This is a genomic window from Tepidiphilus sp. J10, from assembly GCF_006980785.1.
GTDB lineage: Bacteria > Pseudomonadota > Gammaproteobacteria > Burkholderiales > Rhodocyclaceae > Tepidiphilus > Tepidiphilus olei.
In genome coordinates this window covers 103,564-128,050 of sequence record NZ_SBHP01000001.1, presented here as the reverse complement: position 1 = coordinate 128,050, position 24,487 = coordinate 103,564, and the positions used below count along the sequence as shown (strand labels likewise).

At 64.9% G+C, this 24,487-nt stretch carries 20 protein-coding genes and 1 pseudogene; 15 read left to right on the top strand and 6 right to left on the bottom strand.

Annotated features, from left to right (window positions below):
* Positions 1 to 1,839 carry a protein translocase subunit SecD gene (gene secD / locus EPD81_RS00605; RefSeq protein WP_142803515.1) on the bottom strand — a complete coding sequence of 613 codons (1,839 nt, stop codon included), beginning with the start codon at positions 1,837 to 1,839 and terminating at the stop codon, positions 1 to 3.
* 15 nt (positions 1,840 to 1,854) lie between these two features.
* Positions 1,855 to 2,181: a preprotein translocase subunit YajC gene (yajC, locus tag EPD81_RS00600; RefSeq protein WP_142803514.1), complete on the bottom strand. Its 327-nt coding sequence runs from the start codon at positions 2,179 to 2,181 to the stop codon at positions 1,855 to 1,857.
* A gap of 311 nt (positions 2,182 to 2,492) precedes the next feature.
* Here yajC and EPD81_RS00595 point away from each other — a divergent pair, with 311 nt between their 5' ends.
* The 9 genes and pseudogenes from EPD81_RS00595 (at position 2,493) to EPD81_RS00555 (ending at position 14,622) form a co-directional block, all read left to right on the top strand.
* Positions 2,493 to 3,929, top strand: a complete 1,437-nt coding sequence (locus tag EPD81_RS00595; protein WP_185955311.1) for a M48 family metalloprotease — start codon at positions 2,493 to 2,495, stop codon at positions 3,927 to 3,929.
* 101 nt (positions 3,930 to 4,030) lie between these two features.
* Positions 4,031 to 4,231 (top strand): hypothetical protein, encoded by a 201-nt coding sequence (locus tag EPD81_RS00590; protein ID WP_142803512.1) that lies wholly within the window; start codon positions 4,031 to 4,033, stop codon positions 4,229 to 4,231.
* Complete coding sequence (locus tag EPD81_RS00585; RefSeq protein ID WP_142803511.1) at positions 4,218 to 7,016, top strand: sensor histidine kinase; 2,799 nt, start codon at positions 4,218 to 4,220, stop codon at positions 7,014 to 7,016. The genes EPD81_RS00590 and EPD81_RS00585 overlap by 14 nt, the downstream gene beginning before the upstream one ends.
* Positions 6,988 to 7,365: a response regulator transcription factor gene (locus tag EPD81_RS00580; protein WP_142803510.1), complete on the top strand. Its 378-nt coding sequence runs from the start codon at positions 6,988 to 6,990 to the stop codon at positions 7,363 to 7,365. Before EPD81_RS00585 ends, EPD81_RS00580 begins: the two co-directional genes overlap by 29 nt.
* Positions 7,365 to 9,524 (top strand): exonuclease domain-containing protein, encoded by a 2,160-nt coding sequence (locus EPD81_RS00575; RefSeq protein ID WP_142803509.1) that lies wholly within the window; start codon positions 7,365 to 7,367, stop codon positions 9,522 to 9,524. Before EPD81_RS00580 ends, EPD81_RS00575 begins: the two co-directional genes overlap by 1 nt.
* 8 nt (positions 9,525 to 9,532) lie before the next feature.
* Positions 9,533 to 11,530 carry a sodium:solute symporter family protein gene (locus tag EPD81_RS00570; RefSeq protein ID WP_142803508.1) on the top strand — a complete coding sequence of 666 codons (1,998 nt, stop codon included), beginning with the start codon at positions 9,533 to 9,535 and terminating at the stop codon, positions 11,528 to 11,530.
* Positions 11,531 to 11,595: 65 nt separating this feature from the next.
* A complete protein-coding gene (gene alaS / locus EPD81_RS00565) occupies positions 11,596 to 14,223 on the top strand; it encodes an alanine--tRNA ligase (RefSeq protein WP_142803507.1) in 2,628 nt (875 codons plus the stop codon).
* A 31-nt stretch (positions 14,224 to 14,254) separates the two neighbouring features.
* Positions 14,255 to 14,356 (top strand): annotated as a pseudogene (locus EPD81_RS10930) (toxin); the annotation flags it as partial.
* Complete coding sequence (locus EPD81_RS00555) at positions 14,353 to 14,622, top strand: antitoxin (protein ID WP_142803506.1); 270 nt, start codon at positions 14,353 to 14,355, stop codon at positions 14,620 to 14,622. The pseudogene EPD81_RS10930 and the gene EPD81_RS00555, both read left to right, overlap by 4 nt.
* 36 nt (positions 14,623 to 14,658) lie before the next feature.
* Here EPD81_RS00555 and EPD81_RS00550 read toward each other — a convergent pair whose 3' ends face one another.
* The 4 genes from EPD81_RS00550 to EPD81_RS00535 all read right to left on the bottom strand — a co-directional run bounded on the left by EPD81_RS00550 (position 14,659) and on the right by EPD81_RS00535 (position 18,116).
* The gene (locus EPD81_RS00550) at positions 14,659 to 16,035 is read right to left on the bottom strand and encodes a phosphomannomutase/phosphoglucomutase (protein WP_142803505.1); all 1,377 of its coding nucleotides are present in this window, start codon (positions 16,033 to 16,035) and stop codon (positions 14,659 to 14,661) included.
* Between the two features lie 20 nt (positions 16,036 to 16,055).
* A complete protein-coding gene (locus EPD81_RS00545) occupies positions 16,056 to 16,268 on the bottom strand; it encodes a zinc-finger domain-containing protein (protein WP_142803504.1) in 213 nt (70 codons plus the stop codon).
* 11 nt (positions 16,269 to 16,279) lie between these two features.
* Positions 16,280 to 17,200 carry a branched-chain amino acid transaminase gene (locus tag EPD81_RS00540; protein WP_142803503.1) on the bottom strand — a complete coding sequence of 307 codons (921 nt, stop codon included), beginning with the start codon at positions 17,198 to 17,200 and terminating at the stop codon, positions 16,280 to 16,282.
* Positions 17,201 to 17,315: 115 nt separating this feature from the next.
* Complete coding sequence (locus EPD81_RS00535; RefSeq protein WP_142804214.1) at positions 17,316 to 18,116, bottom strand: outer membrane protein assembly factor BamD; 801 nt, start codon at positions 18,114 to 18,116, stop codon at positions 17,316 to 17,318.
* A 19-nt stretch (positions 18,117 to 18,135) separates the two neighbouring features.
* On the opposite strand from EPD81_RS00535, the gene EPD81_RS00530 reads away from it, so the two are divergent.
* The 6 genes from EPD81_RS00530 to rimO all read left to right on the top strand — a co-directional run bounded on the left by EPD81_RS00530 (position 18,136) and on the right by rimO (position 24,484).
* A complete protein-coding gene (locus EPD81_RS00530; protein WP_142804213.1) occupies positions 18,136 to 19,104 on the top strand; it encodes an RluA family pseudouridine synthase in 969 nt (322 codons plus the stop codon).
* A complete protein-coding gene (gene pgeF / locus EPD81_RS00525; protein ID WP_142803502.1) occupies positions 19,101 to 19,835 on the top strand; it encodes a peptidoglycan editing factor PgeF in 735 nt (244 codons plus the stop codon). The genes EPD81_RS00530 and pgeF overlap by 4 nt, the downstream gene beginning before the upstream one ends.
* A 73-nt stretch (positions 19,836 to 19,908) precedes the next feature.
* Positions 19,909 to 21,612, top strand: coding sequence for an alpha/beta hydrolase (locus tag EPD81_RS00520; RefSeq protein ID WP_142803501.1), 1,704 nt, complete (start codon positions 19,909 to 19,911; stop codon positions 21,610 to 21,612).
* A 44-nt stretch (positions 21,613 to 21,656) separates the two neighbouring features.
* The gene (locus EPD81_RS00515) at positions 21,657 to 22,400 is read left to right on the top strand and encodes a beta-ketoacyl-ACP reductase (RefSeq protein WP_142803500.1); all 744 of its coding nucleotides are present in this window, start codon (positions 21,657 to 21,659) and stop codon (positions 22,398 to 22,400) included.
* A gap of 169 nt (positions 22,401 to 22,569) precedes the next feature.
* Positions 22,570 to 23,166 (top strand): polyhydroxyalkanoate synthesis repressor PhaR, encoded by a 597-nt coding sequence (phaR, locus tag EPD81_RS00510; protein WP_142803499.1) that lies wholly within the window; start codon positions 22,570 to 22,572, stop codon positions 23,164 to 23,166.
* Entirely contained in the window at positions 23,156 to 24,484 is a 1,329-nt protein-coding gene (gene rimO / locus EPD81_RS00505; protein WP_142803498.1) for a 30S ribosomal protein S12 methylthiotransferase RimO, read from the top strand. The genes phaR and rimO overlap by 11 nt, the downstream gene beginning before the upstream one ends.
* The last annotated feature ends 3 nt before the right edge of the window (positions 24,485 to 24,487 follow it).

The window sequence follows — 24,487 nt, the reverse complement described above, 5'->3', positions numbered from 1 at the left end:
TTAGCCGATCGAGAGATGGGCGATGCGTTTCTTGCCGCCGTAGGTGAAGTTGACCAGCATGCGCGACACGAGGATGGCCGAGAACATCGACGAGAGGATGCCGAGACAATGCACCACGGCGAAACCGCGCACGGGACCGGAACCGAAGACCAGGAGGGCCAATCCGGCGATGAGCGTGGTCACGTTCGAGTCGAGGATGGTGGCAAATGCGCGTTCGTAGCCCGTTGCGATGGCCATCTGAGGGGATACGCCGGCGCGCAACTCCTCACGAATACGCTCGTTGATGAGCACGTTCGCGTCGATCGCCATGCCCAGGGTGAGCGCCATCGCTGCGATGCCGGGCAGAGTGAGGGTGGCCTGCAGCAGCGACAGGAGCGCCACGAGGAGCATCAGGTTGGCTGCCAGTGCCACGACCGAATAAAAACCGATGAGCTGGTAGTAGCTGATGATGAAAACGGCGATGATGACGAACCCCCAGAGCGTGGCCGTGACGCCGCGTTCGATGTTCTCTTTGCCGAGGCTGGGACCGACGGTACGCTCCTCGACGATGCGCATCGGCGCGGCCAGACTGCCGGCGCGCAGCAGCAGCGCGATGTCACGCGCTTCTTCCACCGTCATCGCCCCAGAGATCTGTACTCTGCCGCCGCTGATCTCGGTGCGGATCACCGGGGCGGTGACGACTTCGGCCTGTCCCCGTTCGATGAGCAGGATCGCCATGCGCTTGCCGACGTTCTCGCGCGTGACGTCGCGGAAGATGCGCGATCCAGCCGAATCCAGAGTCAAATGCACGGCCGGCTCGCCCGTCTGTCCGTCGAAGCCAGGCTGGGCGTCGGTGAGCCGCTCGCCCGTGAGGACGACGTCTTTCTTGACCAGGATGGGGCGACCGTTACGTTCGTAGAGGAGCTCGGTGCCTGGGGGGATGCGGCCAGCGAGCGCCTCTTCGAGTGCCCCCGGGGTGTCATCGACCAGCCGCACTTCCAAGGTGGCCGTGCGGCCGAGGATGTCCTTGGCCTTGGCCACGTCCTGCACGCCGGGTAGTTGCACGACGATGCGCTCCGCCCCTTGTTGCTGGATCACCGGCTCGGCGACGCCCAGCTCGTTGATGCGGTTGTGCAGCGTCGTGATGTTTTGCTTGAGCGCGTACTCGCGGATGGTTTGTTCGGCCGCGGGAGTCAGCCGGGCCACCAAGCGTACCGCCTCGCCCTGAGGCAGAATGTCCACGACGAGATCCGGCATGTTCCTGGTGATGAGGCGCCGCGCCGCCTCGGCGGAGGGTTCATCGGCGAAACGCGCCTCGATCAGCTTGCCACTGCGGGAGATGCCCTGGTGCCGCACCCGCTCTGAGCGCATGAGCGAACGCAGATCGGCGGCGATGGCGTCGAGCCGCTTGGTCACGGCGCCTTCCATGTCGACTTCGAGCAGGAAGTGCACGCCCCCTCTCAGGTCGAGGCCGAGATACATGGGCTTGGCGCCCAGGCGTGCAAGCCACTCGGGGGTACCGGGAAGGAGGTTGAGCGCGACGATCACCTCGGGCTTTGCCGGATCGGGGTTGAGCTCGGATTCGATCAGGTCTTTGGCCTGGATCTGGGTCTCGGTGTCGGCGAAACGAATCCGCAGCGCGCCAGGATCGTAGAGGAATCCTTGGTGGGCGAGCCCTGCTTCACTCAGTTTCGGCTCCAACCGGGCGGCGAGCGCGTAGGGGTCGAACGGCGCACCGGCACGTGCCGGGGTGATTTGCACCGCAGGGATCTCGCCGAAGAGGTTGGGTGCGGCGTAGATCGCCCCCAGCAGCAGCACGAAGGCGATCAGCAGGTTCTTCCACAGAGGGTAGCGGTTCATGGGCGGGGGCGCGCTTCAGAAGTTCTTCAGTGTACCCTTGGGCAAAACGGCGGCGATGGTCGGTTTTTGCACCGTCACTTCCACCCCCTTGGCGATCTCGACGCGCACGAAGTCGTTGTCTATTTCCGTGATGCGACCGGCAATGCCTCCCTGGGTGACCACCTCGTCGCCCTTCGAGAGGGACTGGATCATGGCTTTGTGCTCCTTGGCGCGCTTCATCTGCGGCCGCACCATCAGGAACCAGAGCACGACGAACATCAGGATGATGGGTAACAGCTGCATCAAGCCACCCGTCGGATCGGAAGCCGGGGCGCCTTGGGCGAAGGCATTGCTGATGAACATGGAAAACTCCTCGGGAGTGAGTAGAAAAGAAAAATTCTACCACTATGGGTGGGATAATCACCCTATATGCCTTTTGAGTGGCATGTGATGGCGTGGTGCTTTGGGCACCCAGGATGCCCCAGGGCGCTGTTGCATGGCTGCGCCCTCTCGAGGAGGTGGGCACGCTTGCCGACCGGATGGGTCCATTCGTTCCGTTTCGTAGCGCCGTACGCCTTGCCCTGGAATCCTGGGCGCTGGATTCTCGTGACGTCGTTCCCTGTCGTAGCGACGATCGAGCGAAACCCTCTGGTTTTTTGGCTATCATAGGCAGCATGTGGCATCGACTTTTCCTCTTCCTTTCCCTCCTCGCCTTCGTCGGCCAGGGTTGGGCTTATCGGCTGCCCGATCTCGGTGCGGTGGCCACCGATGCATTCAGTACGCAGGAAGAGGAGGCCATCGGCCGGATGGTGATGGTGCAGATACGCGAGCGGGAGCCCAATTATCTCGACGATCCGGAGCTGGAGGATTATCTGGCCGCGATTGGGCGTCGGCTGACCGAGGCTTCCGACCAGCCCTTTCGCCGCTACAGGTTTTTCGTGCTGCGCGACAACACGATCAATGCTTTCGCGATGCCGGGCGGCTATATCGGGGTGCACAGCGGCTTGATCCTCACTGCCGAAAGTGAATCGGAGCTCGCGGCGGTGCTCGCGCACGAGATGGGGCACGTGATCCATCGGCACATCGCGCAGCTCATCGACCAGCAGAAGACGAGCAACATGGTGATGTTGGGGTCGATGCTGGTGGCGATCCTCGCGGCGAGGACCGGTGGCTCGCAAGTGGCCGAAGCCGCCGCGGTCGGCGGTCAGGCATTCGCCGTGCAGCAACAGTTGAGTTTTTCTCGAGCATTCGAACACGATGCCGACCGAACGGGTCTCGACATTCTCGCCAAGGCGGGATTCGATCCGAGCGCTGCGCCGCGCTTCTTTGGGCGGTTGCTGCGCGAAAGCCGCCTCTACGAGAACAACGCGCCGGTATACATGCGCACGCACCCGCTGACGACCGATCGGATCTCGGATCTGGAGAACCGCATCTCCTCGCCGACTTTCAAGTATTCCCTGCGCCCACGGCTCGATTCGCTCGGCTTTTCGGCGGCGCGGGCCAAGCTCATGGCGATGAACGGTACCCCTTTCGAGGCCGTGGCCCGGGCGTTCGATGGCAGCGCGACGGGTATCGACCGGCAGATGGCCAGGGTGCGTGCGGCTTTGCGCGCCAACGACGTCAAACGCGCCCGCGCGGCCTTCGATCAATACGCCAAGGGGTGGCCCGACGAGCATTGGCGTGATCTGCTGGAAGCGGAGGTGCTCACCGCCGAGGGGCGTCTGCCGGATGCCCTGGCGAAGCTCGAGCGGGCGATGCAACGAGCCCCCGAGGCGGCGGCGCCGCGCCTGTATGCGATCGACGTGGCGCTACGCCTGGGGCAGGTGGAGCGGGCCGAGCAGCTCGCGCGCGAAGCCGTCGACCGCGACAAGGGCGAGCGTCGCTATTGGCAGGCGCTGGGCAAGGTGGCTGCGGCCAAGGGGGACGAAGCCTGGGTGCATCGGGCCCAGGGGGAGAGTTTCGTGCTCGATGATCGGCTAGAGGCGGCCATCGATCAGTTCGAGCAGGCGCGTCGCGCCCGGCGAGGCGATTATTTTTGGGAGGCGGAACTGGACGCGAAGATCCGGATGCTCAAGGACGAAGTGCGTCAGCGCAAACGCCTGACACGCTGAGTGTTGGGGGAAACCGCCGCGGGTTTGCCGGCACGCGCGCGGGCTCGCAGCCGGCGTCTACCCTCCTGGGGGCGGCCGCAACGTACCAAGAGGAGGGTGGTATGGTTCGCGATCGACGTACCTGGTCCGTCGTGTGGACGGTGATCGTGGCGGTGCTGTGGTGCTATCCGGTGGCGGCGGCGGTGGCCGACGTACTGGGCGGCACGGCTCAGGCGGTCTACGTCTTCCTCGTGTGGGCGGGATCGGTGGGGTTGGCATTCTTCCTCTATCGCGGCACGGAGCGCGACGATGCCGAGCGCTGAGGGGGTGTTTTCCTGGCAGCCTTTGCCTGCGTGGCTCGCGGCCATCGTCGCCTTCGGCTATCTCTCCTTGCTCTTCGCGGTCGCCTATCGTGCCGATCGACAAGCCCGGCTGGGGCGTTCCCTCACCGACGCCGGTTGGGTCTATGCGCTCTCGATCGCGGTCTATTGCACTGCCTGGACGTATTTTGGCAGCGTCGGTCGGGCGGCGAGCGGTGGCTTATGGTTCTTGCCCATCTATCTGGGGCCGACGCTGGTGATGCTGCTCGCCCCGGTCTTGGTGCGCCGTATGGTGCGCGTGGCCAAGGAGTGGCGCATCACCTCCGTGTCCGATTTCATCGCGACGCGTTACGGCCGGGCGGCAGGGCTGGGGCGTTTCGTCTCGCTGTTCGTCTTCGTGGGCGTGGTGCCGTACGTGGCCTTGCAGCTCAAGGCGATCGCGTTCGCGTTCGACGTGCTCACGGGGGTACCAGAAGCCACGGCGGCCGGATGGTGGAGCGATCGCAGCCTATGGGTTGCGGTGGTGCTCGTGATCTTCGCCGCGCTCTTCGGGACGCGGCATCTCGACGTGACCGAGCGGCACGAAGGTCTGGTGGCCGCGATCGCTTTCGAGTCGGTGGTCAAGTTGGCGGCTTTCCTCTTGCTCGGCGCCTGGGTTACTTTCGTCGTCTTCCCCGGTCCGGGGGCGATCGTGGAGGCGGCGCAGGCGAGATTCGGTACGGCGATTGCGCCGCTCGATGCCGTCGACGGCCTGCATTATGGCGACTGGGCGGTCATGATCCTGCTCTCCGGGCTCGCTTTCCTCTTGCTGCCTCGCCAGTTTCAGGTGATGGTGGTGGAGAACGTGCGGGTGGGGCACGTGGATCGGGCTGCCTGGCAGTTTCCCGCCTACCTCTTGCTGATCAATCTGTTCGTGCTGCCGGTGGCCCTGGCGGGGCAGCTTTTCTTCGCTGACGTTTCTCTCGATCCGGATACCTACGTGCTGGCGCTGCCGCTCGCCCAGGGGCAGTCGTTGCTGGCGCTGCTCGTGTTCCTCGGGGGGATTTCGGCGGCCACCAGTATGGTGATCGTCGAGAGCGTGGCGGTGGCGACCATGGTGTGCAACGATTGGGTGGCGCCCTGGTGGGTACGTCGCCGTCAGGTGGCGGAATTGGGGCATGCGGAAATCGCCGGCACCCTGCTTTGGGTGCGCCGTGTGGTGATCGCCGCCGTGCTTGCTTGCGGCTACGGGTACTACCGGCTCACGGGGGAGTCGTTCGCCCTGGTATCGATCGGTCTCATCAGCTTTGCGGCGGTGGCTCAGCTCGCGCCGGCAGCGCTCGGGGGCTTGTTCTGGTCCGGTGGGTCGCGCACGGGCGCTGCTGCGGGAATCGCAGTCGGTGTGCTGGTATGGGGCTATACCCTGATGCTGCCATCGCTTGCCAAGTCTGGTTGGTTCGAGGCGCATTGGCTCGAAACGGGACCATGGGGGATGGTGTGGCTGCAACCGGAGCGCCTCTTCGGGGTCGAGGGGATGGCGCCGCTCACCGCGAGCGTCGTCTGGAGTCTGGGGCTCAATACCCTGGTCTACGTGTTTTTGTCCCTCGTCTTTCCCCCCCACGGGGCGGAAGCCCAGGGGGCGAGGCGGTTTGTGCGGGTCGAGTCCAGTGCCGGAGCCGGCGGCGTCTGGCGCGGTCGAGTCGGGGTGCCGGCGGTGGCCCAGGTGATGGCGCGCTTTCTGGGCGAGGAGAGAACCCGCGAGCTACTCCTGGGGTATGCCCGTGAGCGTGGTCTCGCCGCGGTCGAGGCGTTGGAGGTCGATGCCGCGTTCGTGCGTTTCGCCGAGACGATGCTGGCAGGGGCGATCGGCGGCGCAGCGGCGCGCCTGGTGCTCGAGACCTTGCTCGAAGAGGCGACCCCCAGCTTCGACGACGTGATGCACGTGCTCGACGAGGCCAACCAGATCCGCACCTATTCTCGCATGTTGGAAGAGAAATCGCGGGCGCTCGAGGAGGCGACGCGTCGGCTCCAGGAGGCCAACGAGAAACTCACCGAGCTCGATCGCCTCAAGGATGAATTCATCTCGGCCGTGACGCACGAATTGCGCACGCCTCTGACGTCGATCCGGGCCCTGGCCGAGATCCTGGCCGACGATCCCGATTTGCCGCGCGAGGATCGTCTGCGTTTCTACCGCATCATCGTGCGCGAATGTGAGCGCCTGACGCGACTGGTCAATCAGGTGCTCGATCTGGCCAAGCTGGAATCCGGTCACGGCGAGTGGCAGCCCGAAGCGCTCGAGATGCGGGACTTGGTCCAGGAGGCGATCGAGGCGATCGTGCCGCTGGCGCAGGAGAAGCAGGTGCGCCTCGAGGTGTCGATCGAGCCGGGATTGCCGAAGGTATGGGCGGATCGCGATCGGGTCGTGCAGGTGATTCTCAATTTGCTCAACAACGCGTTGAAATTCGTACCGGCGGGCGCGGGTATAATCACGATACGGGTAGGGCGACAGGGGGCGGGGGAAGTCGCCATAGAGGTGGCCGACAATGGCCCGGGAATTCCGCCTGAATTCATGCCCCACGTGTTCGAGCGTTTTCGCCAGGCGACGGGTGGTTTGGCAAAACCGCCAGGTACGGGGTTGGGGTTGGCGATCTGCAAGCGGATCGTCGAACATCTGGGCGGACGGATCTGGGTCGAATCGTTGCCCGGTGAGGGGGCGCGATTCACTTTCACGGTGCCGATCGCCGAACGGCTCGAACCCGGCAACGAAGGTGGGGGACACGATGACGAAGAAAATCCTAGTGGTCGATGACGAGGAGAACATCCTCATCTCGCTCGAATTTCTGCTGCAACGGGCCGGTTATGACGTGGCCGTGGCGCACGATGGCGATGAGGCCTTGGCCCAAGCCGAGCGTTTCGCCCCCGATCTCATCCTGCTCGACGTGATGATGCCGAAGAAGGATGGCTACGAGGTGTGCCGCTTGCTTCGTCAGGATCCGCGCCACGAGGCGTGCAAGATCGTGCTCCTCACGGCCAAGGGCCGGGACATCGATCGCGCCAAGGGGCTCGCCCAGGGCGCGGACGATTATCTCACCAAGCCTTTTTCCACCAAGGAACTGCTCGAGCACGTAGAGCGGTTGCTCGCGCCAGGGACGGTCTGATGGGGGCGCGCTGGCGCTTCGCGCTGGCGGTGGTGGTGCTGGCCGCCTTGATGACGGGACCTTTCCTGCTCACCGGCGCGATGGTGTGGGCCGACGCCTCCGAGGAGGCGCGCGATGCCTTGCGTGCTCTCGCCGAGCGCTGGTTGCCGCTCGGCGGGGTGACCACCGTGGCGGGATTTGCCTTGGGTATCGCCTTACTCGCGCGCCTCTTTCGCCATTACGTCCAGGGGCTGTTGCGCATGGCCGAGGGACTGGACGTGCTGCGCCGGGCCAATCCGGGTTTTCGTGTGCCGGAGGAGGGGCCGCGCGAGGTGGTGACGCTCGCCCAGGCGATCAACCGGCTCGCCGACGAGCGCGATCGCCTGCTCGCCGAGCTCGACACGCGAGTGCGCGAGGCGCGTCATGCCGTCGAAGAAGAGCGCAACCGTTTGGCTGCGTTGATGGCCCAATTGGCCGAGGCGGTGATCGTATGCAACGCCGAAGGGCGGATTTTGCTCTACAACGAGGCGGCGCGCCGGCTGGCGCAGTCCTTCGGCGATTCTGCCACGGTGGCTGCGAGTGGCTGGATCGGCTTGGGGCGCTCGATCCATGCCCTGCTCGATCCCGATCTGGTGGCGCACGTCTTCGAGTCCCTCGAAGTCATGCTCGAGCAAGGAGAAGTTCGTCCGAGTATGCAGGTGGTGACGGCAACGCCAGCCGGCGCGCTCGTCCGGGTGCGTGTCTCACCGATCGCCGGGGAGGCGGCGAAAGAGCAGATCAGCGGCTATGTGCTCATGCTCGAAGACGTCACCGACCAGATCGAGCGCGAGGCTTCACGCAACGAGCTGCTCTTCGAGCTCACCGAGGGCAACCGGGCGGCCATCGCCAACATCCGTCTCGCTGCCGAGATGCTGCACTTGCCCGACGTGGACGAGGCGATGCGCGCACGCTTCCGCGCCGTGATCGCCCGTGAAGTCGAGGCGGTGAGCACGCGCCTCGACGTGGCTTCGCGGGCTTTTGCCGACGCGCTGCGCGCTCGTTGGCCACTCGAACCGATGCGCGGGGCGGATCTCCTGCACGCGGCAGCGGCCTACCTGAAGCGCCGCCTCGACGTCGTCCTCGAGCTCGAGATCCTCGACGAGGAGCTGTGGTTCGAGGCCGATCATTTCTCGTTGCTGCAGGCACTTGCTTTTCTCGCTGGTCGTCTCGTCGAGGACTACGGCGCGCCCATGTTACGACTGCGTCTTTCCGGCGACGATCGGCTCGTCTATCTCGACCTGGTGTGGTCGGGCGGCAGCCTCAGCAACGAGATCGTGACCGGCTGGGAACTGGAACCTCTGGGCTTGGGTGGAACGCGTTCGCCACTCACCTTGCGTGACGTGCTCGATCGTCACGGAGCCGCCATGTGGTTCGACCGGGAGAAAGCGCGCCATCGCGCCTTCGTGCGTCTGGCGCTGCCGCGCAAGCAGTCCGTTCGCCTCCCGCCATCGGCTACGCCCGCCGTACCGGCGCTGGAGGAGGGACGGCCAGAATTCTATGATTTCGACCTTTTCGCCTGGTCGGACAAGGCGACCGCGCTCGAGGACAGGTCACTGGCCGAGCTGAGTTACACCGTGTTCGACACCGAGACCACCGGGCTCGATCCGAGCGGTGGCGACGAGATCATCCAGATCGGCGCTACCCGCATCGTCAATGGTCGCCTGCTCAAACACGAATCTTTCGAGCAGCTCATCGATCCGCGTCGCCCTCTCGATCCGGCCTCCATCGCCGTGCATCACATCACGCCGGAGATGCTGGAGGGGCAGCCGACGATCGAGGAAGTGTTGCCGGCTTTCCATCGCTTCGCGCAGGATACCGTGCTCGTGGCGCACAACGCCGCCTTCGACATGCGATTCCTTCAGCTCAAGGAGGAAAAACTCGGCGTGCGCTTCGATCAGCCCGTGCTCGACACGCTGCTCTTGGCGGCCTTCCTTTTGCCGAATCAGGAGCATTCGCTGGAAGCGCTGGCGCACTATTTCGGTGTGCGTGTCCTGGGGCGACACACGGCCTTGGGCGATGCGCTGGTGACGGCAGAGATCTTCCTCAAGATGATCCCGCTGCTCGCCGAGAAGGGCGTGGTCACGTTGCGCCAGGCACGTGAGGCGTCGCAGCAGACCTATTATGCCCGGCTGCGTTATTGAGTGGAGCGATGAATCCTTCCGCGGGGCGATTCTATTTCTTCTATTTCATCGGGTTCGCCCTCTTTTGCGTGGTGCTGGCGCTGGGCGAATCCTTTGGCATGTCGGCGCGCGCCATCGGATTCACTTTCCTCTTCGCCACCATCGCTCTTTATGCCGGCGTGGGGATGCTGGCGCGCACTTCCGACCTGCTCGAATTCTACGTTGCCGGGCGAGGAGTGCCGGGCATTGCCAATGGCATGGCAACCGCCGCCGATTGGGTGAGCGCGGCTTCCTTCATCGGCTTGGCGGGAATCATCTATCATCAGGGGTTCGAGGGGCTGGCTTACGTCACCGGTTGGACCGGTGGGTTCGTGCTCGTCGCCCTCTTGCTCGGTCCTTATCTGCGCAAGTTCGGTCGTTTTACCATCCCCGAGTTCCTCGAAGCGCGATACAACGGGCCCGTGGCATTGGCTGGGGTCGTGGCGGTGGTGCTCGCTTCTTTCGTCTATCTGGTGGCGCAGATCTATGGCGTGGGGCTCATCGCCAGCCGCTTCGTCGGGGTGGATTTCGGGCTCGGTGTGCTCATCGGCATGGCCGGCATCCTCGTGTGCTCCTTTCTCGGCGGCATGCGCGCGGTGACCTGGACACAGGTGTCGCAGTATCTGATCCTCATCGTCGCGTATCTCGCGCCGATTGTGGTGCTGTCGATCGAACGCTTCGAAGTACCCTTGCCCCATCTGGTCATGGGGAAAATGGTCCAGACGGTGGCGCACGGCGTGGCCGAGCGGCGCGATGACCCCGATGAACAACTCGCCCGATCGCTCTACCGGGCACGGGCCGAGCAATATCAGCGCAAGATCGACGATTTGCCCGCATCGCTCTTGCACGAGCGCGAGATCCTCGAGCGTGAGCTCGCCCGGCTGCGTCAAGAGGAAGGGGATCCGCGCGCCATCTATCGTCTGGAGCACCAACGCCAGTCCTTGCCGTCGACGCCGGAGGAGGCTCGCGGCCATTGGCGGCGGTTGCGCGATGCGGCGCTCGCTCAGGCCCGATCGCCGCGCGACTTCAGCCACGCCTGGTACGGGGATACGCCGCAGGAGCGACAAAACGCCCGGATCAATTTCCTCGCCTTGCTCTTCGTTCTGATGTGTGGGACCGCAGCGCTGCCGCACATCCTGATGCGCTACTACACCACGCCCACCGTATCGGAGGCGCGCAAGTCGACCGCCTGGACGCTCTTCTTCGTGGCGCTCCTCTATTTGGCGGCGCCGATCTATGCCATGTTCGCCAAAATCGAGGTGCTGCAGCACGTGGTCGGCCGCTCTTTCGACGAGCTGCCTGCTTGGCTCGTGTCTTGGTATCGCGTCGGTCTGGTCGCCTTCGAGGACATCAACGGCGATGGGATACTGCAGCTGGCCGAGCTCGTACTCAATCCCGATGGCATCGTGCTGGCATTGCCGGAAATGGGCGGTTTGCCCGCTTTCTTCGTCGGCCTGGTGGCGGCCGGCGGGCTGGCGGCGGCGCTCTCCACCGCCGACGGGCTGCTGTTGACCATCTCCAACGCCCTGGGACATGACCTCTACTACCGCCGCTTTGCGCCCGAGGCGAGCACGCAGCGCCTCCTCATCGTCAATAAGATGCTGTTGCTGTCCGTGGCCGTGATCGCCGCCTGGGTGGCGATGCTGCGCTTCGATAGCATCCTGCTGCTCGTGGGCCTGGCGTTTTCGCTCGCCGCCTCGCTCCTCTTCCCGACCCTGATCCTGGGCATCTTCTGGCGCCGGGCGGCTCCTGCCGGAGCCCTGGCGGCGATGGTGACGGGGCTGATGGCAAGTCTCGGCTACTACTTCCTGACGCACGAGTCTTTCGGCGGCAGACCCGACCTGCAGCTCTTCGGCATCCAACCGGTGGCCTGCGGTATCTTCGGTGTGCTCGCGGGCTTGGCAGCACACGTCGTGGTGAGCCTGGTCGGGCCGGAACCAGAGCAGGGGAAACAGGAGTTGGTCGATTTCCTCAAGCGTCCTTCTTGAGCCGGGATCGCCCTTTTCGGCTAAACTAACCGGTTCGATTTCTCGCTCATTCCGACGCCCATCCCATGAAAACCTCCGACATCCGCAAAGCCTTCCTCGACTTCTTCGCGAGCAAGGGGCACGCGATCGTGCCCTCCAGCTCGCTCGTGCCGCAGGGTGACCCGACGCTGCTCTTCACCAACGCCGGCATGAACCAGTTCAAGAACGTCTTTCTCGGCCTGGAGGAGCGTCCGTACAAGCGTGCCACCACGGCGCAGAAATGCGTGCGTGCCGGGGGCAAGCACAACGACCTGGAAAACGTCGGTTATACCGCGCGGCACCACACTTTCTTCGAGATGCTGGGCAACTTCAGCTTCGGTGACTACTTCAAGCGCGAAGCCATCGCCTACGCCTGGGAGCTGCTCACCGAGGTCTTCGCCCTGCCGCCCGAGCGGCTGTGGGTGACGGTGTATGCCGAAGACGACGAAGCCTATCGCATCTGGGCCGAGGAGATCGGCGTGCCGCGCGAGCGCATCGTGCGCATCGGCGACAACAAGGGCGCGCGCTACGCTTCCGATAATTTCTGGATGATGGGCGACACCGGCCCCTGCGGACCGTGCACCGAAATCTTCTACGATCACGGCCCCGAAGTGCCGGGTGGCCCGCCGGGATCGCCCGACGAGGACGGGGATCGCTACATCGAGATCTGGAACCTCGTGTTCATGCAGTACAACCGCGACGACAAGGGCGAGATGCATCCCTTGCCCAAGCCCAGCGTCGACACCGGCATGGGGCTCGAGCGCATCGCCGCGGTGCTGCAGGGCGTGCATTCGAACTACGAGATCGATCTCTTCCAGCGGCTCATCGCCGTGGCCATGGAACTCACCGGTTGCACCGACCGCGATCAGCCCAGCCTCAAGGTGCTGGCCGACCACATCCGCGCCGCTTCTTTCCTCATCGCCGACGGGGTCATTCCCGGCAACGAGGGGCGAGGCTACGTGCTGCGCCGCATCATCCGCCGCGCCATCCGCCACGGCTGGAAACTCGGCGTGCGTGCGCCTTTCTTCCACCGGCTGGTGCCGGCCCTGGTGACCGAGATGGGTGAGGCCTATCCCGAGCTCGTGGCGCGCCAGTCGGTGATCGAGGCCACGCTCAAGCAGGAGGAGGAACGCTTCTTCGGCACCATCGAACACGGCATGTCGCTGCTGGAAACGGTGATCGCGCAGATGCAGGCCAACGGCCAGAGCGAGCTCGACGGCGAGATCGCCTTCAAGCTGCACGACACCTATGGTTTTCCGCTGGATTTGACCGCCGACGTGTTGCGCGAGCGCGGCTTCACCGTGGACGTGGCCGGGTTCGACGCAGCCATGGCACGGCAAAAGGCAATGGCGCGCGCCGCGGGCAAGTTCAAGATGCAGGCGGTGCTCGAATACGAGGGCCCCTCGACGCGTTTCGACGGCTACGAGACCTTGGAAGAAGAAGGACAGATCGTGGCGCTCTATCGCGACGGCACGCCGGTCAATGAACTCACCGAGGGCGAGGAGGGCGTGGTGGTGCTCGATCGCACGCCGTTCTACGCCGAATCGGGCGGCCAGGCGGGTGACCGCGGCGAGCTGCGCGGCTCGGAGGGGATTTTCACCGTCGAGGACACGCAGAAGATTCAGGCTGAGGTGTTCGGCCATTACGGCGTGGTGCGCACCGGACGGCTCACGCTGGGGCAGCGCGTGCGCGCCCGGGTCGATGCCGAGGCTCGCGCCGCCACGGCACGGCACCACTCCGCCACGCACCTCTTGCACAAGGCTTTGCGCGAAGTGCTGGGGACGCACGTGGAGCAGAAAGGCTCGCTCGTCGATGCCGACCGTCTGCGCTTCGATTTTGCGCACCATCAGCCCCTCACTCAGGAAGAGATCGAGCGCATCGAATGGCTCGTCAATCGCGAGGTGCTCGCCAACGTTCCCACCCGTGCCGAGGTGATGCCGCTCGAAGCGGCCAAGGCGAGCGGGGCGGTGATGCTCTTCGGCGAGAAATACGGCGAGACGGTGCGGGTGCTCACCATCGGCAGCTCCAAGGAGCTGTGCGGCGGCACGCACGTGGCGCGCACCGGCGACATCGGGTTGGTGAAGATCGTGGCCGAGAGCGCGATCGCCGCCGGCGTGCGCCGCATCGAGGCGGTCGCGGGAGAAGTGGCGCTGCGCTGGGTGCAAGGCGTGGATCGTACGCTGGAGCGGCTCGCCCAGACGCTCAAGGTGGCGCGCGAGGAAGTGCCGTCCCGCGTGGAGGCCCTGCTCGAGCAGACGCGCGAGGCGGCGCGCGAGCGGGCACGGCTCGTTCAGCGGCTCGCCCAGGCCGAAGCGATGGCGCTTGCCGCCGCCGCGGAGACCGCGGGTGAGGTGAAACTGCTCGTGCGCCGGGTGGAGGCCGACTCGCTCGAGGCGCTGCGCGAACTGGCCGATGCGCTGCGCGCCCGTCTGCCCAAGGCCGCGGTGCTGCTCGGTACCGTGATCGAGGGCAAGGCCGTGGTGCTCGCCGCGGTGAGCAAGGAGCTCAGCGCCCGCCTCAAGGCCGGTGACTGGGTCAAGGCTGCGGCCGAGGCGATGGGCGCGCGCGGCGGCGGTCGCCCCGAACTCGCCCAAGCCGGCGGCGGCGACCCGGCCAAGCTCGACGAGGCGCTCGGGCAGGGCAAGGCGTGGGCGCAGGAGCGGTTAGGGTATTGATCACGGCCAGCCCGGGGAAACGCGTGTCGAGGCTTTTCTCGTTCCTTTCGTCGAATCCGCTGAGGGAATTTTTCTCAAAACGATCATCCCCAGCCGTAAGGCGACCAAACTCTATCTGGAGCGTAAGACATGAACGGACTCGATCCAGAAGAACGTGAAATCCTCGATGCCTTCGAGGAAGGCAAGCTCGAGCGAGCCTCGGAGGCCGATCTTCTCAAGACGCGTCATCAACGTTACGCCCAGGAGATGGTCAGCCAAGAGCGCTTGATCCACTTGCGTCTTTCTGAGCGGGATCTGCTGCGACTGCGTCGGAAAGCCCGCGAAGCGGGCATTCCCTACGAAATGCTAGCTGCCCAGATCATCCATCGTTATGTCGAAGAAGTAGGAGAGATCGACTGAGCGAGCCTCGGCGAGGCGCTTGCCCTCCGATGAGGTTCAAAACGGCAGTTCGATCCCCGGCCACACGCTCGTGAGGGCGCGGCGGAAGTCTTCCTGGATGCGCGCGAGCGCTGCGGGCGTGTCGGCCTCGAAGCGTAGCACCACGACCGGCGTGGTGTTGGAGGCGCGCGCGAGCCCGAAGCCGTCGGGGTATTCGACGCGCACGCCATCGATGGTGATGATCTCGCGTGCGCCCGTGAAACCGCCGTAGCCTTGCAGCCGTTCGATGAGGGCGAAGGGTTCGCCTTCTTTCATTTTGACGTTGAGCTCGGGCGTGGCGATGCTGTCGGGCAGCGCCTCGAGCACGGCGCTCGGATCGTCGTGGCGCGAGAGGATTTCCAGCAGGCGCGCAGCGGCATAGAGCCCGTCGTCGAAGCCGTACCAGCGATCCTTGAAGAAGACGTGCCCGCTCATCTCACCGGCGAGCGGCGCCCCCGTCTCGCGCAGCTTCGCCTTGATGAGGGCGTGTCCGGTCTTCCACATGAGCGGCACGCCACCATGCGCCCGGATGACTTCGGCGAGTTTGCGCGAGCATTTGACGTCGAAGAGGATCTGGGCGCCGGGATGGCGCGAGAGCACGTCGGCGGCAAAGAGCATCATCTGCCGATCGGGGAAGATGATCTTGCCGTGTTTGGTGACCACGCCCAGTCGGTCCCCGTCGCCGTCGAACGCCAGCCCCATCTCGGCATCGGTGGCGGCGACGCGCGCGATGAGGTCGTTCAGGTTCTCGGGTTTGGATGGATCGGGGTGGTGATTGGGGAAAGTGCCGTCGACCTCGCAAAAGAGCGCGTCGACCCGGCAGCCCAGCCGTTCGAGGAGCTCGGGGGCGAAGGCCCCGGCGACGCCGTTGCCGCAGTCGACTGCGACCTTCATGGGGCGGGCGAGTTTGACGTCGGAGGTGATGCGCGTGAAGTAGGCTTCGCGCACGTCCGCCTGGCGCAGCTGCCCCGCGCCGCTTTCCAGGTCGCCTTCGGCCAGACGCCGACGCAAGTCCTGGATGAGCGGCCCGTAGAGGGTTTCGCCGGCGAGCACCATCTTGAACCCGTTGTACTGGGGCGGATTGTGGCTGCCGGTGACCGAGACGCAGGAGCGCGTGCCGAGATGCTCGGCGGCGAAGTAGGTGACCGGGGTGGGGACGGCGCCGATGTCGATGACGTCCACCCCCGAGGCGAGGATCCCTTCGGCGAGCGCCGCGGCCAGCCGTGGGCCGGACAAACGCCCGTCGCGCCCGACCACGATCGCCTCCACCCGGCGCCGGCGCGCCTCACTGCCGATGGCGCGGCCGATGGCGCGAGCGACGTCTTCGGTGAGGGTCTCATCGACGATGCCGCGGATGTCGTAGGCTTTGAAGAGGCTGGCGTCGGGAAGCGTCATCGCAGAGGCTCGCAGAGAGATTAGTGGTGTTTGGGTAAAGGGCCTTCGAAGCGGAATCGCCGGCTGCAGTAGGGGCAGACGGCCTCGCCCTCGGCGGTGGGGTCGAGGAAGACGCGCGGGTGCAGCAGATTGACCGGCTCGCCGGGAAGGGGGCAGTGCAGCGGCAGGTCTTCGGCGCGCACGGTGAGTTCGCGCTCCGTGCGCACGGTCTCGAGCGGATTGGGGGTACTCATCGGGGTGCTCCTCAGAGATAGGCGAGCCAGTGGTCGTACTCGGGCGCGCGACCGGCGACGATGTCGAAGAATCGCTGCTGGATGCGGGTGGTGAGAGGGCCGCGCTTGCCCTCGCCGATGACGCGGTCGTCGAGTTCGCGGATCGGCGTGATCTCGGCGGCGGTGCCGCTGAAAAAGGCTTCGTCGGCGATGTAGATGTCGTCACGCGTGAGCCTGCGCGACACGAAGGGGATGCCGAGTTCCTCGGCGATGCGGATCACCGTGTCGCGGGTGATGCCCGTGAGCGCCGCGGCGATCTCCGGCTCGTAGAGCACCCCATCCTTGACCACGAAGAGGTTTTCCCCCGCGCCTTCGGCGACGAACCCTTGGGTGTCGAGCAGCAGCGCCTCGTCGTAACCTTGGCTGGTGACTTCCAGGTTGGCGAGGATGGAGTTGGCGTAGGTGCTGGCGAGCTTGGCGCGCGGCATGGTCACGTTGACGTGCTGGCGCTGGAAGGAGGAGGTCTTGATGCGGATGCCTCGTTCCAGGCCGTCTTCGCCCAGATACGCTCCCCAGGGCCAGGCGGCGATGGCCACGTGCACCTTGGCGCCCTTGGGCGAGACGCCCATTTTTTCCGAACCGTAGAAGGCGATGGGGCGGATGTAACAGGATTCGAGGTTGTTCGCGCGCACTACCTCCTTCTGCGCTTCCATGAGTTCCTCGAGCGCCCAGGGAATCGGCATCATGTAGATCTTGGCCGAATTGAGCAGGCGCTGGGTATGCTCGCGCAGGCGGAAAATGGCGGTGCCGCGCTCGGTGGCATAGGCGCGCAAGCCTTCGAATACGGCCAAGCCGTAGTGCAAGGAATGGGTGAGCACGTGGGTGGTGGCTTCACGCCAGGGCACGAGCTTGCCGTCGTACCAGATGAAGCCATCGCGATCGGACATCGACATGGGGTTCTCCTCGGGTGGATGGGCTCGGCGCTTGCGCCGTGTAACGGCAGATTGTAGCGCAAAGCACCGGCAGGGCAGGACCCCGCCGCCTAGGGAAAACCCCAGTAAGGAAGGCTCACCACAGCTGCCACCAAGGCTTGTCCGGACCTTTCTTGCCGCCCTTGAAGTAGGCCGATTGCGGGAAGTTGTGGCGCATCACCCGTTCGGCGTCGGCGCGCAGATCCTGGAGGCCGAGTTTGTCGTAGGCCTGCATGAGGATCCACAGCGCGTCTTCCTGCGCGGGGGAGTCGGGGAATCGCTCGAGCACCGCCTTGGCCCGGTTGGCGGCGGCGAGATAGGCGCCGCGGCGCAGATAATAGTCGGCCACATGCACTTCGTAGCGCGCCATGGCGTTGGTGAGATAGACCATGCGCTGGCGCGCGTCGTCGGCATACTTGCTGTCGGGGAAGCGCTCGATGAGCTCACGGAACGTCTCGTAGGATTCACGCATCCCTTTGGGGTCGCGCTCCGAGAGATCTTGGTTGGAGATCGTCCCGAGCAAGCCGAGGTCTTCGTTGAAGGTCGCCAACCCCTTGAGGTAATACATATAGTCGACATTGGGATGATTCGGGTGCAGCCGGATGAAACGGTCGGCGGCAGCGATCGCTTCCTCGGGTTCGTTCGCCTTGTAGTGGGCGTAGGCCGTCTCGATCTGCGCCTGCTGGGCGTAGCGCCCGAAGGGATAGCGCGCTTCGAGTTTTTGATAGAGTTCGACGGCCCGTTGATAATTTCCGTCGTTCAGGGCATCCTTGGCTTCGGAATAGAGTTTTTGCGCGTTCCAGCCGCGGGTCTCGTCCGCTTTTTCGGGGATGAGGCTGCAGCCGGTGAGCGTGAGCGAAAGGGCGAGGAAGAGCGCGGTGAGCGAACGCAGGATCATGGCGGATGGCGATCGGGGCATGAGTGACTCGGTGACCGATTATAAGGCGGAATGGGACGACGATGACGTGATCACGGTCGAGGAAACCGTGCGCTTCGTGCCGGCTGCGCTCGCGGGCGAGCGGCTCGATCGTGTCGCCGCGGCGCTGTGGCCGGAGCATTCGCGCTCGCGTCTGCAGGCATGGATCGAGGAAGGTTGGCTGAGTATCGACGGAATCCTCGCCGACTCGGTACGCCGCCGGTTGGCCGGGGGCGAACGTCTGGCGTTGAAGCTGCCGCCGTTCGTGTTCGGGGAGTCGCCACGGGCGCAAGCGATGCCATTGTCTCTCCTTCATGCCGATGAATCGATTTTTGTCATTGACAAGCCGGCGGGCCTAGTGGTTCATCCCGGAGCAGGAAATCTCGAGGGAACCCTGCTCAACGGACTACTCGCGCTCGATCCCGGCCTGGCGGCGGTGCCGCGCGCCGGTATCGTGCATCGGCTCGACAAGGAGACGAGCGGCCTCATGGTGGTGGCCCGCACGCTGGAAGCGCAGACCGCCCTGGTGCGCCAGCTGCAGGCACGCACTGTACACCGGGAATACTGGGCGGTGGTGGCGGGGCGTCTCGGACGATCCGGCACGGTGGACGCGCCGATCGGACGGCATCCGCGCGCGCGCACTCGCATGGCGGTCGTGTCGCAAGGCAAGCCCGCGGTGACCCATTATCGCCCGCTGGAAGTCTTCGCCGATGCCACGCTCGTCGAGTGCCGGTTGGAGACCGGACGCACGCACCAGATTCGCGTGCATCTAACCTACCTCGGTTTCCCTTTGCTGGGAGACCCCCTCTACGCCCCCCGGGCGGTGGCGGCGCGTTTTTCCCGGCAGGCGCTGCATGCCCGCTGCCTCTCGCTCGTGCATCCCGCAAGCGGCGAGCCATGCCGTTGGGAATCGCCCCTGCCCGAGGACATGACCCGGCTGCTCGCAACCCTGCGGGGAGAAAAGCGATGATTCGCCGGATCCATTGGCCGGAAGCGCCGCGCAACGTGGTGCTGCGGCTCACCGACCGCGAAGGCGGGGTGAGCCGGGAACCCTATGCTTCGTTTAACCTCGCCACGCACGTGGGCGACGATCCGGCGGCGGTGGTGGAGAACCGCCTGCGCCTCGCCCGCCTCCTGCCTGCCATGCCGCTGTGGCTCGAGCAGGTACATGGGACGCGCGTCTTCGATGCCGACCACGAAGCCTGGGGCGAAACGCCGCCGAGCGCCGATGCGGCAGTCACCACGAAGCCCGGTGTGCCGCTGGCCGTACTGGTGGCCGATTGCCTGCCGGTGGCCTTTGCCGCTTGCGATGGCAGGCGGGTGGCAGTGGCGCATGCCGGCTGGCGCGGGCTCGCTGGCGGGGTGCTGGAAGTGGTGGCAAGGTATTTTGCCCGTGGCGGATTCGTGGCCTGGATCGGACCGGGAATCAGCGCGGCACATTACGAGGTAGGGGAGGAGGTGCGTCGGGCTTTTGTCGACCAGGCACCGTCGCTTGCCCGGTTTTTCGTTCCCGGCCGCGACGGGGCGCACTGGCACGCCGATCTGGCCGGCATCGCCCGGGCGAAGCTGCTCGCCGCGGGCGCGGCCGCAGTTCGGCCGAGCGGAAGGTGTACTTTTCGTGACGAGACCCTCTATTCCTACCGTCGCGAACGCGGGCGCACCGGCCGTTTCGCCTTGTGCCTGTGGCGCACCTCTGCATGAATGACACTTGCTGCGGTGCATTATTGCCGCCTTGCACCTTTCGTGCCACAATGAATTCAAGCGAGGAGAAAATATGACGTCTTCCCCCAATCCGCCTGGTGCCCCGCTTCCTCCGGGCCACCCCCTGCAATGGTGGCAGCAATCTTGGCAGCTCATGGCGCGTGACCCGGACAAGCTGCGGCAGTGGCAGCAGCAGTGGCTCGCCCAGCATGCCCAGCTGTGGGATCGGCTGCTGCACCACCAGCCGGGCGAAGCCGCCGAGCCGGTGGTGCCCCAGGTGCGCAGCGACAAGCGTTTTTCCTCGCCCGCATGGCAGGAGAGCCCCATTTTCGACTATCTGCGCCAGGCCTACTGGATCAACGCGCAGATGCTCACCCGCTGGGTGGAAGAGAGCGACTTCCCCGACGGCAAGACCAAGGCGCGGGCGCGTTTCCTCGTGCGCCAGATCGTCGATGCGCTGGCACCGTCGAACTTCGCCGCCACCAATCCGGAATTCATCCGCCAGGCGCTCGAAACGCAGGGCGAGAGCATTCGCCGCGGCATCGCCAATCTGCTCGAAGACCTGCACAAGGGTCGCATCTCGATGACCGACGACAAGGCCTTCGAGGTCGGACGCAACCTCGCGGTCACGCCGGGTGCGGTGATCGCCGAAAACCCCCTCATGCAGCTCATTCAATACGCGCCCCTCACGGAGAAAGTGGGCGAGCGTCCGCTCCTCATCGTTCCGCCCAACATCAACAAGTTCTACATCCTCGACCTTCAGCCGGAAAATTCCCTCGTGCGCTTCGCCCTGGAGCAGGGGCACACCGTCTTTCTGATCTCGTGGAAGAATCCGGGTATCACCGAGGCGCACTACGGCTGGGACGATTACCTCGAACTGGGGCCGCTGCGGGCGTTACAGATCGTGCGCGAGGTCACCGGCGTGCCCGACCCCAATGCGCTGGGGTTTTGCGTTGGCGGTACGATGCTTTCTTGTGCGCTGGCGGTGGCGCGTGCCCGGGGTGAGACGCCCGTGCGTAGCCTCACGCTCATGACGTCACTGCTCGATTTTGCCGAGAGCGGCGATCTCGGCTGCCTCGTGGACGAGGCGAGCGTCACTGCGCGCGAAGCGGCGATCGGCAAAGGCGGGTTGATGCTGGGCTCGGAACTGGCCAATACCTTCTCGGCGCTGCGCGCCAACGACCTCGTCTGGAATTACGTGGTCAACAACTACCTCAAGGGTGAGGCGCCCAAACCCTTCGACCTGCTCTACTGGAACAGCGACAGCACCAACCTGCCCGGGCCGTTCGTCACCTACTATCTGCGCAACATGTATCTCGAGAACAATCTGCGCGTGCCCAACAAACTGACGATGCTCGGCCAGCCGGTGAGCCTCACCCGCCTCGACATGCCGGCCTACGTGATGGCGGCGCGCGAGGACCACATCGTGCCCTGGCGCGGCGCCTATCTCTCGCAACACTTGCTCGGCGGTCCTCGCCGGTTCGTGCTGGGGGCGAGCGGGCACATCGCCGGCGCCATCAACCCGGCAAGCAAGAATCGCCGCAGCTACTGGATCAACGAAGCCCTGCCCGAGGAACCCGAAGCGTGGCTGGCCGGAGCGCAGGAACAATCCGGCAGCTGGTGGTGGGACTGGGCGCGCTGGCTGGAGGCGTACAAGGGCAAGCCTGTGCCGGCACGCACCACATTGGGCAACGATCGGTACCGCCCCATCGAGCCTGCCCCGGGCCGCTACGTGAAAGAGCCCGCGTTGCCGCTCGTGCGCGAACCCGTTGTGTAACTTCGCCGCCTCAGGCGGCGTCATCGAAGAAGAGGAGAAGGGAAATGACGACGAGAATTGCATTGGTCACAGGAGGCATGGGTGGACTCGGCGAGGCGATCTGCATCAAGCTCGCGCAGCTGGGGTATCGCGTCGTCACCACGCATTCGCTCAACAACAAGAACGCGCCGCAGTGGCTCGCCGACATGAAGGCCAAAGGGTTCGACTTCGCCGCCTATCCGGCGGACGTCGCCGACTTCGACTCCTGCAAGGCGTGCGTCGAGAAAATCGTGCAGGAAGTCGGCCCGGTGGACGTGCTCGTCAATAACGCCGGCATCACCCGCGACATGACTTTGCGCAAGATGACCAAGGCCGACTGGGACGCGGTGCTGCGCACCAACCTCGACAGCGTCTTCAACATGACCAAGCAGGTCATCGACGGCATGGTCGAGCGCAAGTGGGGGCGCATCATCAACATCTCTTCGGTCAACGGCCAGAAAGGCGCCTTCGGTCAGACCAACTATGCCGCGGCCAAAGCCGGGATGCATGGTTTCACCAAGTCGCTGGCGCTGGAAGTGGCGCGCTACGGCGTCACCGTCAATACCGTCTCGCCGGGCTACATCGGCACCAGGATGGTGCTCGCCATTCCGCAAGAGATCTTGGATTCCAAAATCCTGCCGCAGATCCCCATGGGGCGCCTGGGCAAGCCCGAGGAAATCGCCGGGCTGGTCGCCTACATCGCCTCCGACGAGGCCGCCTACATGACGGGAGCAAACATCGCCATCAACGGTGGCCAGCACATGTATTGAACGTCGGCGCCTTGCGCATCGGCGAAAGGGCGCCCTGCCCATCGGGGCTGCCGAAGCGATACCTGGCGGTGTCGGGCGGTAGCCCCGGTCGTTTTGCGGCGGTATGGAACCTTTGCCTGCTGCTGCGGTATAATGCAACGTTACCGCCTCCTTGTGGGACAGATCGGCAATGACCGATGCGCAACAGATTCGCCTGATCAAGAAATATCCCAACCGCCGTCTGTACGATACCGCCAGCAGTACTTACATCACGATCGGTGACGTGAAGAATCTCGTGCTCTCGCACGAGCCTTTTCGTATCGTCGATGCCAAGACGGGGGAAGATCTCACGCGCAGCGTGCTGCTGCAGATCATCCTCGAGGAAGAGGCCTGCGGTCAACCTCTCTTTTCTTCGGAGATGCTCGCGCAGATCATCCGTTTCTACGGACAGGCGTCACAAAACCTGATGGGGCGCTACCTGGAAAACAGCATCGCCGCCTTCGTCGAGATGCAGAACAAGTTCCAGGAGCAGCTGCGCTCACTCTATGGGGACAACGCCCCGCTCGGTACCGACTGGATGGCCCAGTTCCTTTCGCTGCAGGCGCCGGCGCTACAATCCATGATGAACGCTTATCTCGAACAATCGCGCCAGCTCCTCACCCAGATGCAACAACAGGCGGAGAACCAGACGCGCGGCCTTTTCGGCGCCATGTTCCCCACCTTCCGCCCACAATCGGACGCTGCGGAGCACGATTCGAGTTCGGCGACCAAACCCCATGAACCGTGATTTTTCTGCCCCGCGGGTGGGTATGGTCAGCCTGGGCTGCCCCAAGGCCACCGTCGACAGCGAACGCATCCTCACCCGCCTGCGCGCCGAAGGGTATGCGCTCAGCCCCGACTACGAAGGGGCCGATCTGGTCATCGTCAATACCTGCGGTTTCATCGACGCGGCCGTGGAGGAATCGCTGCAGGCGATCGGTGAAGCGCTGGCGGAGAACGGCAAGGTCATCGTCACCGGCTGCCTGGGCGCCCGGCCGCAGCGCATCCTCGAAGAATTTCCTCAGGTGCTGGCGATCACCGGTCCCCATGCCGACGGCGAAGTGCTCGATCTGGTGCACCGCCATCTGCCCAAGCCGCACGATCCGTTCACCGACCTCGTCCCGCCGCAGGGGCTGCGGCTCACCCCGCCGCACTACGCTTATCTGAAGATCTCCGAGGGCTGCAACCACCGCTGTACGTTCTGCATCATCCCGTCGCTGCGCGGCGATCTCGTCAGCCGCCCCATCCACGAAATCATGGCAGAGGCCGAAGCGCTGGTGGACTCTGGCGTCAAGGAGATCCTCGTCGTATCGCAGGACACCGCCGCCTACGGGGTCGATCTCAAGTACCGTACGGGGTTCGTCGACGGCCGGCCGGTGCGCCAGCGTCTCACCGAGCTCGCCCGTCTACTGGGAGAGCTCGGTGTGTGGATCCGGCTGCACTACGTCTACCCCTATCCGAGCGTGGACGAGCTCATCCCGCTCATGGCCGAGGGCAGGATCCTGCCGTATCTCGACGTCCCGTTCCAGCACGCCAGCCCTCGCATCCTCAAGGCGATGCAGCGACCGGCGGCGACCGAACGCGTGCTCGAGCGCATCCGCCGCTGGCGCGAGATCTGTCCCGACCTGACGATCCGCTCGACCTTCATCACCGGGTTTCCCGGCGAAACCGAGGAGGATTTCGACCTCTTGCTGCAATTCCTCGAAGAAGCGCAGCTCGACCGCGTCGGCGCCTTCGCCTATTCCCCCGTCGAGGGCGCGGCAGCCAATGCGCTTCCCGATGCCGTGCCCGAGGAAGTGCGCGAAGAGCGGCGCGTGCGCCTGCTGCAGTGGCAGGAGGACATCTCCACCCAGCGGCTGGAGCGCTGGATCGGTCGCCGGATCACGGTGCTGGTGGAAGAGGTCGACGAAGAGGGGGCGCTTGCGCGCTCCAGCGCCGATGCGCCCGAGATCGATGGTCTCGTCATCATTCCCAACGGCGAGAACTTGCAGCCGGGCGAATTCGCCGAAGTCCTCGTCACCGACTGCGACGTGCATGACCTCTACGCGGAAGTGCCGTCGCGCTGAATC